Source organism: Bacillus sp. SIMBA_026 (assembly GCF_046535335.1).
Classification (GTDB): Bacteria; Bacillota; Bacilli; order Bacillales; family Bacillaceae; genus Bacillus; species Bacillus velezensis.
In genome coordinates this window covers 179825-195181 of sequence record NZ_JAWRWX010000003.1, presented here as the reverse complement: position 1 = coordinate 195181, position 15357 = coordinate 179825, and the positions used below count along the sequence as shown (strand labels likewise).

Here is a 15357-nt window from a genome sequence, read left to right as displayed (position 1 = left end):
TATAACAAAATAAGTCATTGGAATTAGGAAGATTCGTCTATATTCAACGTTTTAATATCTTTTCATTCTGGAATTTTTTGAATTCAGTATAAATTATATTGACACAAGTATTATATAAGAATATGATTTTTGTAATACACTTTTTTAAGAAAGGGTTGGCTCAGGTGGCATCTATTGATAAGGACTCTATAACAGAAACTGTGCCGCAAAGAGGCTTTTTCGGTCATCCCCGCGGCTTGTTTACACTGTTTTTCACCGAATTTTGGGAGCGTTTCTCCTACTATGGTATGAGAGCCATATTGCTTTACTATTTATACACGGAAGTCGCTCATGGCGGTCTCGGCTTTGATAAAACGACCGCAGTTGCCATCATGTCCATATACGGGTCTCTCGTATACATGTCGAGCGTCATCGGCGGATGGCTGGCCGACCGGGTATTCGGCACGGCAAACACCGTATTTTACGGCGGGATTTTAATTATGTTCGGGCACATCGCTCTTGCCTTCCCTGGCAGCACGGCGGCGTTTTTTACCAGCATGGCTCTGATCATTATCGGAACCGGCCTGCTTAAACCAAACGTATCCAGCGTTGTCGGAGATTTATATACGAAGGAAGACGAGCGCCGCGACTCAGGTTTCAGCATCTTTTACATGGGGATCAACCTCGGCGGATTGCTTGCGCCGCTAATTGTCGGAACACTCGGACAGAAGTACAACTACCACTTAGGCTTCGGATGCGCCGCGGCCGGTATGTTCCTCGGACTGATTGTTTTCGCTCTTACGAGAAAGAAATACCTCGGCAAAGCAGGCTCCAATGTACCGAATCCGATTTCTAAATCATCAGTGATCGGCACGGGAATCGGAGTGGTCATCGCAGCAGCCGTTATCGTCGTTCTGATTCAAACCGGCTGGCTGACGATCCAGCGTGTGATTGACACCGTCAGTATCCTCGGCATTGTCATTCCGGTTATTTACTTTATCGTGATGTTCACGAGCAAAAAAGCGACGAAAACGGAAAAATCACGGCTTGCGGCTTATGTTCCGCTGTTTATTGCAGCCGCAATGTTCTGGGCGATTCAGGAGCAGGGCGCGACGATTCTTGCTTTATATGCGGATCAGCGCACGAGACTTTCCTTTGCGGGCATGCATCTTGAGTCTTCATGGTTCCAGTCTCTGAACCCGTTATTCATCGTTATTTTCGCGCCGGTGTTCGCGTGGATCTGGATGAAGCTCGGCAAACGCCAGCCTTCAACACCGATTAAATTCGCGATCGGCATTATCCTTGCCGGATTATCATTTTTAGTCATGGTGCTTCCGGTTATGGGCGGAAGCGGCGAGCTTGTGAGCCCGCTTTGGCTTGTGCTCAGCTTCCTTTTGGTTGTGCTTGGTGAGCTTTGCCTTTCACCGGTCGGTTTATCCGTCACAACGAAACTTGCGCCTGCCGCTTTCTCAGCGCAGACGATGAGCATGTGGTTTTTAACAAACGCCTGCGGTCAAGCCTTGAACGCAAAAGTAGTCGGTTTGTTTGATAAGATTTCTGAAGCGGCCTACTTCGGCTCAATCGGTCTTATTTCGATCATTCTTGGTATTATTTTGATTCTTCTATCTCCCGTTATTAAACGGGCGATGAAAGGCGTACAATAAAAGAAAAGCCTGCGGAATCGTCCGCAGGCTTTTTTTATGCGTCTATCGTTTTAACTCCTCAAGTGTTTCTCTCCATCTCTTCAAGACATCTTCCGGTTCGTGGAGCTGGATGGCCGGTCCGGATGTCAGATCCGCGTATTTCGCCCGATCTTCCTTGACGGTGATCACGCGGCAGCTGAACCGTTCCCGCTCGTGTTTCGCCTCTTTCAGCGGCGGAAGCGCCTCACATTCCAATGTGACGTAATATGCGGCTCCTCCGTGCCAGGCGATGAAAAGCGCTTGTCCCGAATGCAGCAGGCTTTTTACGGTCGTCGTGTTTTTCCATAAGGCGAGCCGGAGATTCGTGCTGCTCACGGCCACGATTTCACCGGCGCTGATCATGGCCGCGTGCGGACGGCCTTCTTTTGTCACAGATTGCAGCACAAACGCGTCGTGCTGCTTTTTTTCTAGCTCCGTCCCATCTATAAGCGTGTAAAGCGCCTCCGGCAAGTGCTCCGTCAGCATTACGCTTTTCTTTCCGGAACAGCGGGAACATGTGCGGCCGTCTCCGTTTCTTTCGGATCAATTTTAAATGCCGGGTTGAATGCCGCCGGATTCGTGATGCTTTCCGGTTCACAGGATCTCCATGTGAAAAAGCAGGTTTGGCATTGGTAAATTTCCCAAGCGCCTTTGACCGGCGATTGGCTGACGGTTTCTCCTTTTTTCGATTCACAGCGCGGGCATGTTTTCATTGCAACCTCATCCTTTCTTATTGATTCATTAAGTCCATCAGTTTTTGTTCCCACTCTTTCGTTGTCAGCGGAGAATCAAGCGGCTGCGAATAATGGCCTCTTGTTTCCGGCGCGACAGGCGTTGTGGCGTCAAGAATCATTTTGTGTGTCATCCCTGCCGGATCAGACCCCGGGTCAAGCGGAAGGACGGACAGGTCAGGAATGATGACTGCATCGTGTTTCGGATGCATTTTCGTTGAGAGCGCCCACATGACTTGCGGCAGGTTAAACGGATCGACATCTTCATCCACGACAATGACCATTTTGCAGTAGCCGAGTCCGTGCGGCGTGGTCAGGGCGCGCATGCCGACCGCCTTGGCAAATCCGCCGTAGCGCGTTTTCGTGGAAATAATGGCGATCAGCCCGTGCGTATACATCGCATTCACGGCGACAATTTCGTTCGGATAAGCTTCCTTGAGCTGCTGGTAAAGCGGCACGCACGTATTAATGCCGATCATATAATCGCACTCCGTCCACGGCATGCCTAAGTATAAATGTTCAAAAATCGGATTGTTTCTATGATATACCCGTTTGATTTTGATCACCGGCATGCTGCGGCCGCCTGAATAATGGCCCGTGAACTCACCGAAAGGTCCTTCGTATTCCCGTTTTCCCGCAAGGATCTCTCCTTCCAGAACGACTTCAGCGCCCCAAGGGATGTCTAAATCAGACAATTTAGATTTGACGATTCTGTAGGGCTCCCCTTGAATCGCGCCGGCCATTTCATACTCGGATTGATCGTATAACAGTGGAGTTGACGCAGCCGTCGTAATCACCGGCTCACAGCCAAGCGCTATCGTAACGGGAAGATTCACGCCGCGTTCTTCAGCTTGGCGAAGATGAATCGCAATATCATGCTGAGGCACGGGCTGAATGCCGAGGCGGTCTTTTCCCTTTACCTGCATTCTGTAAATGCCGACATTCTGCTTGCCGAAATTGTCCGGATCTTCAAGATCGCGGGAAATGACACACGCTTTATCCAAATAGTAGCCGCCGTCCCCCTGGTTGATTCTGAATAGCGGAAGGATGTCAAATAGATTGATATCTTCCGTTATTTCATTTTCATGAAACGGCGCGGTTTCTTCCCGTTTGACCGGCACCGGAAATGCATCGTACCGTTTGGCAAACTCAAAGAATTGTTCTTTAACAGGCGTATCTTTCGGCATTCCGAGCATCATCGCGTGATTCGGCCACGAGCCGATGACATTCAGAGCCACCTGCGCATGGTGATGTCCGTAAATATTGTTAAACAAAAGCGCAGGGGTTTTATCCCCGAGATTGCTGGCTGCACGCGCTGCGGCGCCCAGATCCGGCTCCGGTTTTACCTCTTCGTTGACTGTTAAGAGCTGCCCTTCTTTTTCAAGAGCGGCGAGAAATTCCCTAAAATCCTGATAGGCCATTATCAGATTCCTCCTTTTTGTTTTTCAATTCCGTACCACCGTTTCGCTTCCGGCAGACGGATGCCGAACTGATCGAGCGTCCGGAACACAATATGGTCGATCAATTCATCCATGTCAGCCGGCTTGTTATAAAATGCCGGCATCGGCGGAAGAATGACGGAACCCATTTTTGTAAGCGCTAGCATATTTTCTAAATGAATTTGGCTGAGCGGCGTTTCTCTTGTCAGCAGCACAAGTTTTTTCCGCTCCTTTAGGATGACGTCAGCCGACCTTGTCAGCAGATTGTCAGCCATTCCAGTGCGGATGCTTGCCAGTGATTTCATGCTGCACGGAGCGATGATCATCCCGTCCGTTTCAAACGAACCGCTTGAAATCGCCGCTGCCTGGTCTTTGTGAGAATACGTATAGGATGCGAGTTTCTCGACATCTTTTAACGTATAATCGGTTTCATGTGTAATGGTGACATTTGCCCAAGGAGACACGACAAGATGGGTTTCGATCTCCGCGGCTTTTAAATATTCTAAAAGCCTGATCCCGAATATGGCTCCCGTTGCCCCGGTCATTCCGATGACGAGCTTCATATTGACCCCTCCTTTACGCTTGAAATGTGGTGTCAAAACCATCATACTCCTGATATATCCATATGAAAAATATTCGTTAAATCTATGTATCATACCTTAAAGGTATAAAAGAAAGGAGCGAGCGTTCTCATGGATATCCGGCAATTGCGTTATTTCATCACCATTGCCCAAGAGCAGAAAATCACGACGGCCGCCAAAAAGCTCCATATGGCACAGCCGCCTTTAAGCAGACAGCTGAAACAGCTCGAAGAAGAATTGGGCGTCATTCTGTTTGACCGCAATAAAAAGAAACAAATGACCCTTACATATGAAGGAAATGTCTTTTTGAAAAGAGCGAAAGAGATTCTTCATAAGTTTGAGGATGCCATTATCGAGGTACAAGAGCTGAAGGAAGAGGTGGCCGGGACACTTGCCGTCGGGTCAACCATTTACTGCGCAGCGCTCATGCTTGAGAAAGTGTCACAGATGAAAGAGCGGTTTCCGCATCTCACCTTTAACATTTGGGAAGATGAACCCGTCTCACTGCTTGAGCTTCTGGAAACCCGGCAGATTGACGCCGCCGTCACCACCACCTTGATTAAAAACGACGGCATTGAATCGAAGGAGCTTGAAGACATTCCGTGTGTATTGGTGCTGTCCGAGCATTCAAAACGAATGTGCGGAGAAACGATTAAACTGAATGACATCGCCTCTTTGCCTCTGATCCTTTTGCGCACCGTCAATGGAAGAGGTGTGTATGACCAAGTCCTCCAAGTTTGTGAACAGTACGGTCTCGACCTCCAGGTTGTCTGTGAATGCCATGACTCCGCGACGCTCTTGAGCCTCGTATCATCAGGGTTCGGCGCCACAATTCTGCCTTTGACGATGATTCCCGTCCATATGCGCTCGCATGTCAAAACGGTTATCATCGAAGACAACCCGTTTGTCATGACACCGGCCGTCATCTGGAGGAAAGACAGCTACCTGCCGAAGCCGGTCAGACAGTTTTTGGAATTATTTTGATCCCGGAACACGAAGAATTCCCGCTCATGAAAACCAATTACTTGACTCATACTAAAAAAAAGTTATCCTTTACAATTGGGAGCTATTTTTTCTCAATAAAACTACTCAGAAAAGTGGGGAATAAAGAAGATGAAAAAAGCATTATTCGCTTTGTTCATGATGGTCAGCATCGCAATGCTTGCAGCCTGCGGAAACTCACAGGACAGCGGATCTAAGTCAAAAGACGGCGATCTTTGGGCTTCTGTCAAGAAAAAAGGCGTACTGACCGTCGGCACAGAAGGAACGTACGAACCGTTTACCTTCCATGATAAAAAGACTGACAAACTGACCGGATATGATGTGGAAGTGATTCAAGAAGTGGCGAAACGCCTCGGTCTGAAAGCTGACTTCAAAGAAACGCAATGGGACAGCATGTTTGCCGGATTAAACGCGAAACGGTTTGACGTCGTCGCCAACCAAGTCGGCAAAACAGGCCGTGAGAACCAATATGATTTTTCTGATAAATACACAACGTCAAATGCAGTCGTCGTGACGAAAAAAGACAGCACGATTGCGAAAGAGGCTGATGTCAAAGGAAAAACAGCGGCTCAGTCATTAACAAGCAATTACAATAAATTAGCGAAAGAAGCCGGCGCGAAAATTGAAGGCGTTGAAGGCATGGCGCAATCCCTTCAGCTCATTCAGCAGGGCCGCGCTGATCTGACTTACAACGATAAGCTTGCCGTACTGAACTACTTAAAAACGTCCGGCAATAAAAACGTGAAAATCGCGTTTGAAGCAGGCCAGCCTCAGCAGACGTATTTCGCATTCCGAAAAGGAAGCGGCGAACTTGTGACTCACGTCAACAAGGCGTTAAAAGAAATGAAAGAGGACGGGACTCTTTCTAAAATAGCGAAAAAATGGTTCGGCGAAGATGTTTCTAAGTAACATGCCGGAGCCCGTGATTGCAACAGCCATTCCATGGGATTTGGTGCAGCAGTCATTCTGGCCGATTCTTTCCGGGGGAATCTATTACTCGATTCCCCTTACCATTCTTTCCTTTATTTTCGGAATGATCATCGCGCTGATGACGGCGCTCGCCAGAATGTCAAATATGAAACCATTGAGATGGGTGTTCAGCGTATACGTATCAGCGGTGCGCGGCACTCCTCTTCTCGTTCAATTGTTCATCATTTTTTATCTGTTCCCGACATTTAATATTACGCTGGACCCTTTCCCAAGCGCAGTCATCGCGTTTTCATTAAACGTGGGCGCCTACGCTTCTGAAATCATCCGGGCATCTATTTCATCCGTGCCGAAAGGGCAATGGGAAGCCGGTTATACGATCGGCATGACCTATCGCAAGACATTGTTCCGCGTGATCCTGCCGCAGGCGTTTCGCGTGTCCATTCCGCCATTATCAAATACATTTATCAGCCTGATCAAGGATACATCTCTCGCGTCACAGATTCTCGTCGCGGAGCTGTTCAGAAAAGCGCAGGAAATCGGCGCGCAAAACCTTGATCAAATCTTGGTCATCTATATTGAAGCCGCCTTTATTTATTGGATCATCTGCTTCTTGCTGTCAATCGTACAGCACGTGATCGAACGGCGTCTCGACCGTTATGTGGCCAAATAAGGAGGTTTCGATATGCTTTCCGTCAAAGGATTAAATAAATCATTCGGACAGAATGAAATTTTAAAAAAGATAGATATGGAGATAGAAAAAGGGAAAGTCATCGCCATTCTGGGGCCGTCCGGTTCAGGAAAAACGACGCTTCTGCGCTGTCTGAACGCGCTTGAGATTCCCAATCGCGGCGAGCTGGCATTCTCCGATTTTTCAATAGATTTCTCCAAAAAAGTGAAGCAGGCTGATATTCTTCGCCTCCGCCGCAAATCAGGCATGGTCTTTCAGGCGTATCATCTGTTTCCTCACCGCACGGCGCTTGAAAACGTCATGGAAGGACCCGTTCAAGTGCAAAAGCGCGACAAGGAGCAAGTCAGAAAAGAAGCGATAGAGCTTCTGGAAAAAGTCGGACTGAAAGACAAAATGGATTTATATCCGTTCCAGCTTTCCGGCGGTCAGCAGCAGCGGGTCGGCATCGCCCGCGCGCTTGCGATTCAGCCCGAGCTGATGCTGTTTGACGAACCGACGTCAGCGCTCGATCCGGAGCTGGTCGGCGAGGTGCTCAAAGTGATTAAGGATCTGGCGAACGAAGGCTGGACGATGGTCGTCGTCACCCATGAAATCAAATTCGCGCAGGAAGTGGCCGATGAAGTCATCTTCATTGACGGCGGCGTCATTGTGGAACAAGGACCGCCGGCCCACATTTTTTCCGCGCCGAAAGAAGAACGCACGCAGCGGTTTTTAAATCGTATACTGAATCCTTTGTAGGAGCGGGAGAAGAAGCGAAACACTGATTTCGCTTCTTCTTTTTTTTGGCGGTTATGCTACAATGACAATTAATGAAATTTTATGAAAGAAGGGACCTCTTTGAAGCGGGAATTCTTGATGCGCTGGACGTTTTATTTTGCCGGTCTGTTGATTTTGTCTTTCGGGGTATCGTTAACCATTAAAGGAAAAGCTCTCGGCATCAGCCCTTGGGATGCCTTTCATTATGGGCTTTTTCAGCATTTCGGGCTTTCTGTCGGCCAATGGTCCATCGTGGTCGGCGCGGTCATTGTGGCTTTAACCTGCCTGTTCACGAGGACACTCCCGAAAATCGGCGCTATCTTAAACATGGTGCTGATGGGAATGTTTATTGATTTCTTTTCGTTTCTGCTTCCTGAGACGCACGCTTTTTCCTTAGCGGCCGTGTGTTTTTCTATCGGATTGCTGCTGATCGGGTGCGGCGTCGGTATTTACGTATCAGCAGGGCTCGGCGCGGGCCCCCGGGACTCTCTGATGATGCTGATATCTGAAAAAACGGGCTGGAACGTGCAATGGGTGCGGAACGGCATTGAGCTGACGATTCTTGCCGCAGCCTGGATGATGGGCGGACCGATCGGCGCCGGAACCATTATTACGGCTGTTTTGACGGGGCTGATTCTGCGTTTTTCTTTGCCGCAGTCCTCTAAACTGTTAACATACGCGATCTCCGGGCGGGCAACGTCCGTTCATTAAAAACAAAGCCGAAACGGTTTTGTTTTTTTATTTTCGGACAGCTTTCGTCTGATATGATAGGATGGTTTTGACAATATTTTCAGACGGAGGATCTGGACATGAAGATTTACGGAGTATATATGGACCGCCCGCTTTCTGCAGGGGAAGAGGATCGGATGATGGCGGCCGTGTCCGCCGAAAAGCGGGAAAAATGCCGGCGCTTTTACCATAAGGAGGATGCTCACCGCACCTTGATCGGCGACATGCTGATCCGCACCGCTGCGGCGAAGGCTTACGGACTTGATCCGGCCGGGATTTCATTCAGCGTTCAGGAATACGGAAAGCCGTACATCCCCGCGCTTCCGGACATGCACTTTAATATTTCCCACTCCGGTCGCTGGATCGTGTGCGCCGTTGATTCAAAACCGATCGGCATTGATATTGAAAAAATGAAGCCCGGCACGATTGATATCGCCAAACGGTTTTTTTCGCCGACGGAATACAGTGATCTGCAAGCGAAACACCCCGATCAGCAGACCGATTATTTTTACCACCTGTGGTCGATGAAAGAAAGCTTTATCAAACAGGCCGGAAAAGGGCTTTCCCTGCCGCTTGATTCATTCAGCGTCCGCCTCAAAGACGACGGCCATGTGTCCATTGAGCTTCCGGACGGGCATGAACCTTGTTTCATCCGCACATATGAGGCTGACGAGGAGTATAAGCTGGCCGTTTGTGCGGCGCATCCCGATTTTTGTGACGGGATTGAGATGAAAACGTATGAAGAGCTGCTGTAAGCATAGAAAAAGGAGGGTGTCCCCCTCCTTTTTTGTCAGCCTGATATTTCCGCCTGTTTCTGCAGCTGCTTTGCTTCTTGATAAATTTCTTCGAACAGATCCGCGATGTGTTCCTCTTCAACACATGAAAATGCGATTCGCAAATCGGTTTCATTAATGGATATCGTCCCGATTCCTCTCTTTTCAAGCAACGAGACTCTTAATTCGCCGGCGTTTATGTCTTTCAGCCGGACACACATGAAATAACCCGAGTTAAACGGGTAAGGCGTCCATACGTCATCATAGTGCTTGTTTTCTGCAAGAACGGCTTTCACTTTGTCAGCCCGTTTTTTCATGATGTTATATTTCAGCGATTTTTCTTTCTCGTATTCCGGTGACTGCATCGCCCGCAGCATAAACGTTTGGGACGGATGCGGGGCGCTCGAAATCGTTCCCCTGATAATCCCTTTTGTTTTTTCCTCGAGCACGCGCAGCGCTTTTTCGCTTTTTGTGCTGTACGTAATAAAACCGACGCGGAAGCCCCACGCGTAATTTTCCTTCGTCGCGCCGTCTATTTTCACGCAAAGCACCCGGTCGTGCACTTGGGCGAGTTTGCTGAAGATGGATTCCTGAATGGCCGTTTCATCGTAAAACAGATTGTAATACGCATCGTCTACGAGCACGACAATCTCTTTGCCGGCCTCCGCCGCCTCCAGGATCACGCTGACGATTTCTGCCGCTTCCTCTTCTCCCGGCGTGTAGCCTGTCGGATTATTCGGGAAATTCAGCACGACAATCGCCTTTTCTTCCTGCTTTTTCAGCAGCTCGGACAGCCCCGCCGCATTAAAACGCCCATTCTGCTGAAAAAGCGGGTACGTCTCAATGGATGCCTTGCGCCGGACACCGAAAATGAAATTGTAATTTCCCCAATATTTATCAGGCAGAAGCAGCGTATCCCCTTCATTGACGAACAAGTCGGCGGCGATGCTCAGCCCATGTGTTAAAGCGTTTGTCACGATCGGCGTGCTGATGTCTTTGCCGGCTAATGAAGGATTTTCGAGACGCATTTTTTTCAGCCATTCCTGTCTGAGCGGCTCTTTTCCCTGCGGCGGAGCATAATCGTAGATATCATCGGGGTTATAGGCGGACAGTGTCTCTTGAATATGGGAAAAGTGCATGGACTCGCCTTGTGAGGTGGCAATCCCGATCGTGGCATTATACTTTCCGGCCTTGGCTTTCGCTTCCGCCGATTGTGTCAGCACCCCTTTCGGATAAAACAACTCTCTGCCCAAATCAGAAAGCATATGAAGCACGTGCGGGTTTTCTTCAGATAATGTTCTGTTCAGCTCTTTTGCTGCATCATTCATGTACGACAATCCCTTCAAAATTATATTCCATCAAATCATAACATAAAATTTTTGATAAATGAGAAAACGCGCGGGCAGATTTTGTTACAAAAAACAGACAGCGAATGCTGTCTGTCATATCCTATAACAATTGGCCTGCCGTGCTCCTGTTAATAATCTCATAGATTCGTTCCGCCACTTTTTCAGTTTCACTTAATATGAACATGTGGCCGTCCGAAAACTCATGAAATACGGGATTGTCGGCCCATTTTTTCCATTCGTCCGCATCTTTGATACATTTTTTATCCTTCCGCCCGTTAAATATATGGACGGGTGATTGAATCATGTGAGAATCAGACGGACGGAAGCTTTCAAGCGCGCGGTAGTCGGATCTGAAAGAAGGCAGGAAAAATGACATGACCTCCTTATTCTCCACTAACTCCTGCGGCATTCCGCCAAGCTCGATAATATGGGCGAGAAATTTTTCATCATCAAGATGAGACACTTTTTTCCTTTCCACGTGCGGCGGCTGAATGGCTGAGATGATCACGGCCTGCGGGTAAATGCCCTCCCGCTCCAGCTTTTGCGCCAGCCTGAAAGCGACCATGCCTCCCATACTGTGGCCGAACAGCACAAACGGGCGGTCAGGATGGAGATTCAACTCCTGCTTGTATAAACTGACAAGCTGTTCAAAATCCTCAACGGGGGACATTTGATTTGTTCCGTGTCCCGGCGGTTCCGCGGCAAGCATCTCACACTCACCTTGAAGATAGGTGTGGAGCGGGCGGAATGATGCGGAATAGCCTCCTGCGAACGGAAAACAGATAAGCTGCGTTTTTTCTGTGGTATCGAACGATTTAAAGAGCTGGACCATTGGCGGGCTTCCTCCTTTTCTATCGTGAAGTTGTCAGCTTCAGATGTTCCTTCCTTAGGAATTCGAGCAAATATGCCGCATTCCTTTCGAGACATTCTCCCTGAAGCATTTCTGCGTGCGTGCCGCAGCCTTTTTTCACACGGTATTCACCTGTCGTGGCTTCCTCCCACGAAGCGAGCCACGGCGGCATCGCAAAGTCCGGTTCTGACGTTAATAGATCTATATCCGCTTTGACCGTGCCGGTGCTGACGGTATGCACGAAATAAGAATAAAACGCGTTTGTTTTTTTGGCGAGACCTTCTTTGACGGCTTCGTTATTCAGCGCTTCATTGTCCCGGTTTACCTTCATCAGCGCCTGGACATCACTTTCTACGGTGCGGCCTTCTAAGTCGCTGATGCCTTGTTTTTTATAAGAATCAACCATGATCAGCCGCTCCACTTTACGTCCTTCGGCTTCAAGCCGTTTGGCCGTTTCAAAGGCGAGCGTGCAGCCTGCCGAGTATCCAAACATCTTGACCGGTCCTTCCGGCTGGAGCTGATTGATCAGCTCTGTGTAGCGTTCGATGCGGTTGTCTTCCTCGATAAAATCAAACGCACAAATTCTATAGCCGGACAGCTGTTTTGCCAGCGGCTGGTACATCAGCCCGTAACCGAGAACCGGCGGGAACGCAAACAGTGTGTCAGACTGATTTTTATTCATGATGGTGAGATCTTTCATACCTTTTTCTTCACCGTGAAGCAGATAACCGGCAATGTCTGCGATTGTCGTCGCTTCGAATAACAGCTGCACCGGAATGTCCGTACCGAGCTCTTTTTTAATGCGCGACGCTGCCGTCATCGCTTTTAAGGAATGGCCTCCGAGCGCGAAGAAATCATCATGAATCCCAATCTGCTGTCTGCCGAGGATGTCGGACCAGATGTGTGCAATTGTTTCTTCCGTCGCGTTTCGAGGCCCGATCCATTCTTTCGCCAGCTGAGTCTGATCCGGTTTCGGCAGCTCCCGTTTATTGACCTTCCCGTTTGTCGTTAACGGAAGCTCCTCTAAGAAAGTAAAGGTTTGCGGCACCATGTAAGCAGGAAGCTGTTTTTTCAAGTGCCTCTTTACGTCTTCAGCTGAAAGCGGCGTCCGGTTCACGAGGTAGGCGTTGATTGATGCATCTCCGGACTCATGAAGGTCCGCAACAACGATCGCATCTTTCACACCCGGGTATTCCTGCAGCTGCTTTTCGATTTCTTCAAGCTCAATCCGGTGTCCGCGTATTTTGACCTGGTCGTCAATGCGGCCTGCGTATTCAATTGTTCCATTCGGCAGCCAGCGTGCTAAATCCCCTGTGCGGTAAAGCGTTTCTCCCGGCTTGAACGGATTTGGGATAAACGTTTGCTTCGTCAGGTCATGACGGTTCAGATACCCTTTTGATACACCCATTCCGCTGATGCACAGTTCACCGACAGCCCCAAATGGCTGAAGCTGATTTTGCCCGTTAAGAATATAAACACTTGCATTGCTGATCGGCTTTCCGATCGGCAATGAGGGAATGGAATCCGGGATATCATGCACGACGTGAGCTGTCGCAAACACCGTTCCCTCAGTCGGCCCGTAGCAATTAATCAGCTTACCAGGCCCCATGATCTCAAGCGCCTTTCTGACGTGAGGCACAGACGCGCGCTCACCCCCGAATAACACACAGCGAAGCCCCTTCAGCCACTCCTCTCCCGCATCGGTGAGAAGATTAAAAAGTGCGGTTGTCGCAAACATGACATTGACATTCTCCTGCCGGATCAGATCAGTGAGCCGTTCTGTATCAAGCAGTGTATGTTCATCTGCGATAATGAGCCGTGCCGCATTCAGTATTGATGCGTAGAAATCAAAGGTAAATGCGTCAAAGGCGTAATTGGAAACAGATAAGAACGTATCTTTTTCAGAAAATGCCATGTAGTCTACATGCTTGACCAATCCTTGAATATTGGCATGAGTGGTGATATTGCCCTTCGGCTTTCCGGTTGTGCCGGACGTATACATAATATACGCCGGATCATCGGGATCAATTGCGGCTGCAGGATCGCTTGCCTGTTCCTCAAACCGTGCTTGATCATCGATGATGAGTGTTGTTCCTGTATACGGCAGCTGAGCCGCTTTTTCTTTCATCTCCTGATGTGTCAGCAGACAGGCTGCCGCACTGTCAGCCAGCATGTACGAGATTCGGTCTTCCGGCAGCTTCGGATCAACCGGCAGATAAGCCGCTCCCGCTTTTAATACGCCGAGAATGCCGATCACCAGTTCAAGCGAGCGCTTCGTGTACAACGCGACAACGGAGCCTTTGCCCGCACCTTGCTTTTGCAAACGGCGCGCAAGACGGTTCGCTTCCTCATCTAATTCACGATAGGAAAGAGTCTGGCCGGAATACGTAAGCGACGGCGCATCAGGATTTACATTCACCGCTTCCTTGAACCAATCCGTCAGAGGCTTCGCCTGATGAGTCTGAGCCGGCGGGTTTAAGCCGGTAAGCAGAAGCTCTCTTTCCTTTTCATCAACAAGTCTGATCGTATTGACAGGATGATCCGGCTTCTGGATGAGCTGCTGAATCGCAGTGAGAAGCTGAGATTTTAAGCGCAGGATAAACGCCTCATCAAACACATTCCCGTTATAGGCAAGCTTAATCAGCATCTCATCACCTGGAGAAGCCATCAGGTTGAGATCATAATTCGATTTCTCAAAAACATGGACGTCCTCCATATCAAAGCCGTTTTCACTGTTCTCTTCATTTTTTGCATCCTGAAGCGGATAATTTTCAAACACAATGATGTGGTCAATCAGCTTTGGCTGATCGGCCTGGCTTTGGATGTCATAGAGCGGCACATATTGATGCGGCTCAGACTGCAGCGATTGCTCCTGCAGCTGCTTGAGCAAGCCGTTAAATGTGGTATCCTCAGACAGCTTCACCCGCCTCGGAACAGCATTGATAAACAGCCCGACCATATGTTCAACGCCTTTGATTTCTGCGGGACGCCCGGAAACGACTGTGCCGAAGATCAAATCGCCAGACTGCTGGTAGCGGCTGATTAATACACTCCAAACCGCCTGCAGCGCCGTACTCAAAGTGGTATGCTGCGATTTTGCAAGCTCGGTAAATGCTTTTGTTTCCTCCTCCGGCAGTGAGAAGAGCAGCTCATTCGGCTCATAGCCGTCCTTTTGTTTCTTTCTTTGCTCCGCAAATGTCGTTTGTCCTTCAAAATCTTCTAAGTACCCGCGCCAGTAATGCAGTGATGCTTGTTTATCCTGCTTTTCAAGCCACTTGATATAGTCTTTATACGGTTTGACCGGCGGCAGGCTGTACGGCTTTTGTTCGCGCAGGGCATTGTATACCTTAAACAGATCCTGCACGACGATGCCGAAGCACCAGCCGTCCAAAATGATGTGGTGGTAGCTCCACACCCATTCAAAGCTTTCTTCCGATTTTTTAAAAATGGCTGCCCGCATCGGAATATCCCGCGTCAAATCAAAGCCCTTGATCTTATCCTGTTCTTTGTATTCATTGATTTTGGCTGTTTGCTCGCTGTCCGTTACATGTGTCAGATCGATTTCTTCTATCTGAAACTGCCGTTTTTTCAATACGACTTGGACCGGCCTTTTTACTTTTTCGTGAATGAACACGGTACGAAATACATCGTATCGGTCCATGATCACATTCATGCTTTCTTCAAGGCATTTGATATTCAAGCTGCCTTTTACTTTCATTGTCATTTGTTCGATGTAAAAGCTTTGGCCGGGATTCAGGAGAGTATGAAACAGCATTCCCTCCTGCATCGGCGACAAATAATACATGTCCTGAACTTGATCTTTTTTGAACTGGCTCATCTGCTCCGCTCCCCCCTTCTGTGATCTGTT

Annotated in this window: 14 protein-coding genes; 7 read left to right on the top strand and 7 right to left on the bottom strand. The window is 48.8% G+C overall.

The genetic code is table 11. The annotated features are described in order from the left end of the window. Positions 1-164 precede the first annotated feature (164 nt). Positions 165-1643, top strand: a complete 1479-nt coding sequence (locus SB847_RS17095) for a peptide MFS transporter (RefSeq protein ID WP_032872853.1) — start codon at positions 165-167, stop codon at positions 1641-1643. Positions 1644-1685: 42 nt separating this feature from the next. On the opposite strand, the gene SB847_RS17090 is transcribed toward SB847_RS17095, so the two are convergent. From SB847_RS17090 to SB847_RS17075, 4 genes are read right to left on the bottom strand one after another with little or no spacing between them, the layout of a single operon-like run. Continuing rightward, complete coding sequence (locus SB847_RS17090) at positions 1686-2147, bottom strand: pyridoxamine 5'-phosphate oxidase family protein (protein WP_410564607.1); 462 nt, start codon at positions 2145-2147, stop codon at positions 1686-1688. Continuing rightward, complete coding sequence (locus SB847_RS17085) at positions 2147-2374, bottom strand: non-oxidative hydroxyarylic acid decarboxylases subunit D (protein ID WP_007410250.1); 228 nt, start codon at positions 2372-2374, stop codon at positions 2147-2149. Before SB847_RS17085 ends, SB847_RS17090 begins: the two co-directional genes overlap by 1 nt. Positions 2375-2391: 17 nt before the next feature. Then, positions 2392-3813, bottom strand: coding sequence for a phenolic acid decarboxylase BsdC (gene bsdC / locus SB847_RS17080; protein ID WP_007609358.1), 1422 nt, complete (start codon positions 3811-3813; stop codon positions 2392-2394). A 2-nt stretch (positions 3814-3815) separates the two neighbouring features. Then, the gene (locus SB847_RS17075) at positions 3816-4430 is read right to left on the bottom strand and encodes a non-oxidative hydroxyarylic acid decarboxylases subunit B (RefSeq protein WP_087920750.1); all 615 of its coding nucleotides are present in this window, start codon (positions 4428-4430) and stop codon (positions 3816-3818) included. 93 nt (positions 4431-4523) lie between these two features. Here SB847_RS17075 and bsdA point away from each other — a divergent pair, with 93 nt between their 5' ends. The 6 genes from bsdA to SB847_RS17045 all read left to right on the top strand — a co-directional run bounded on the left by bsdA (position 4524) and on the right by SB847_RS17045 (position 9272). After that, positions 4524-5396, top strand: a complete 873-nt coding sequence (gene bsdA / locus SB847_RS17070) for a transcriptional regulator BsdA (RefSeq protein WP_032872848.1) — start codon at positions 4524-4526, stop codon at positions 5394-5396. Between the two features lie 129 nt (positions 5397-5525). Next, complete coding sequence (tcyA, locus tag SB847_RS17065) at positions 5526-6323, top strand: cystine ABC transporter substrate-binding lipoprotein TcyA (protein WP_003156373.1); 798 nt, start codon at positions 5526-5528, stop codon at positions 6321-6323. Then, the gene (locus SB847_RS17060; RefSeq protein WP_101669981.1) at positions 6310-7014 is read left to right on the top strand and encodes an amino acid ABC transporter permease; all 705 of its coding nucleotides are present in this window, start codon (positions 6310-6312) and stop codon (positions 7012-7014) included. Before tcyA ends, SB847_RS17060 begins: the two co-directional genes overlap by 14 nt. A gap of 12 nt (positions 7015-7026) precedes the next feature. Beyond that, on the top strand, positions 7027-7770 hold the full coding sequence (gene tcyC / locus SB847_RS17055) for a cystine ABC transporter ATP-binding protein TcyC (protein WP_007609342.1): 744 nt from the start codon (positions 7027-7029) through the stop codon (positions 7768-7770). A 117-nt stretch (positions 7771-7887) separates the two neighbouring features. After that, positions 7888-8499: a YczE/YyaS/YitT family protein gene (locus SB847_RS17050; RefSeq protein ID WP_023356699.1), complete on the top strand. Its 612-nt coding sequence runs from the start codon at positions 7888-7890 to the stop codon at positions 8497-8499. Positions 8500-8597: 98 nt separating this feature from the next. Then, entirely contained in the window at positions 8598-9272 is a 675-nt protein-coding gene (locus tag SB847_RS17045) for a 4'-phosphopantetheinyl transferase family protein (RefSeq protein ID WP_007410244.1), read from the top strand. 35 nt (positions 9273-9307) lie between these two features. On the opposite strand, the gene SB847_RS17040 is transcribed toward SB847_RS17045, so the two are convergent. The 3 genes from SB847_RS17040 to srfAC form a co-directional block, all read right to left on the bottom strand. Then, positions 9308-10618 (bottom strand): aminotransferase class I/II-fold pyridoxal phosphate-dependent enzyme, encoded by a 1311-nt coding sequence (locus tag SB847_RS17040; protein WP_101669980.1) that lies wholly within the window; start codon positions 10616-10618, stop codon positions 9308-9310. Between the two features lie 121 nt (positions 10619-10739). After that, entirely contained in the window at positions 10740-11471 is a 732-nt protein-coding gene (srfAD, locus tag SB847_RS17035; RefSeq protein WP_410564595.1) for a surfactin biosynthesis thioesterase SrfAD, read from the bottom strand. A gap of 19 nt (positions 11472-11490) precedes the next feature. Next, positions 11491-15327: a surfactin non-ribosomal peptide synthetase SrfAC gene (srfAC, locus tag SB847_RS17030; protein ID WP_410564593.1), complete on the bottom strand. Its 3837-nt coding sequence runs from the start codon at positions 15325-15327 to the stop codon at positions 11491-11493. Between the last annotated feature and the right edge of the window lie 30 nt (positions 15328-15357).

Coding starts and splice junctions, on each gene's coding strand:
- SB847_RS17090 (WP_410564607.1), bottom strand. CDS start 2,147: ATGCTGACGGAGCACTTGCCGGAGGCGCTTTACACGCTTATAGATGGG.
- SB847_RS17085 (WP_007410250.1), bottom strand. CDS start 2,374: ATGAAAACATGCCCGCGCTGTGAATCGAAAAAAGGAGAAACCGTCAGC.
- bsdC (WP_007609358.1), bottom strand. CDS start 3,813: ATGGCCTATCAGGATTTTAGGGAATTTCTCGCCGCTCTTGAAAAAGAA.
- bsdA (WP_032872848.1), top strand. CDS start 4,524: ATGGATATCCGGCAATTGCGTTATTTCATCACCATTGCCCAAGAGCAG.
- tcyA (WP_003156373.1), top strand. CDS start 5,526: ATGAAAAAAGCATTATTCGCTTTGTTCATGATGGTCAGCATCGCAATG.
- SB847_RS17060 (WP_101669981.1), top strand. CDS start 6,310: ATGTTTCTAAGTAACATGCCGGAGCCCGTGATTGCAACAGCCATTCCA.
- tcyC (WP_007609342.1), top strand. CDS start 7,027: ATGCTTTCCGTCAAAGGATTAAATAAATCATTCGGACAGAATGAAATT.
- SB847_RS17050 (WP_023356699.1), top strand. CDS start 7,888: ATGCGCTGGACGTTTTATTTTGCCGGTCTGTTGATTTTGTCTTTCGGG.
- SB847_RS17045 (WP_007410244.1), top strand. CDS start 8,598: ATGAAGATTTACGGAGTATATATGGACCGCCCGCTTTCTGCAGGGGAA.
- SB847_RS17040 (WP_101669980.1), bottom strand. CDS start 10,618: ATGAATGATGCAGCAAAAGAGCTGAACAGAACATTATCTGAAGAAAAC.
- srfAD (WP_410564595.1), bottom strand. CDS start 11,471: ATGGTCCAGCTCTTTAAATCGTTCGATACCACAGAAAAAACGCAGCTT.
- srfAC (WP_410564593.1), bottom strand. CDS start 15,327: ATGAGCCAGTTCAAAAAAGATCAAGTTCAGGACATGTATTATTTGTCG.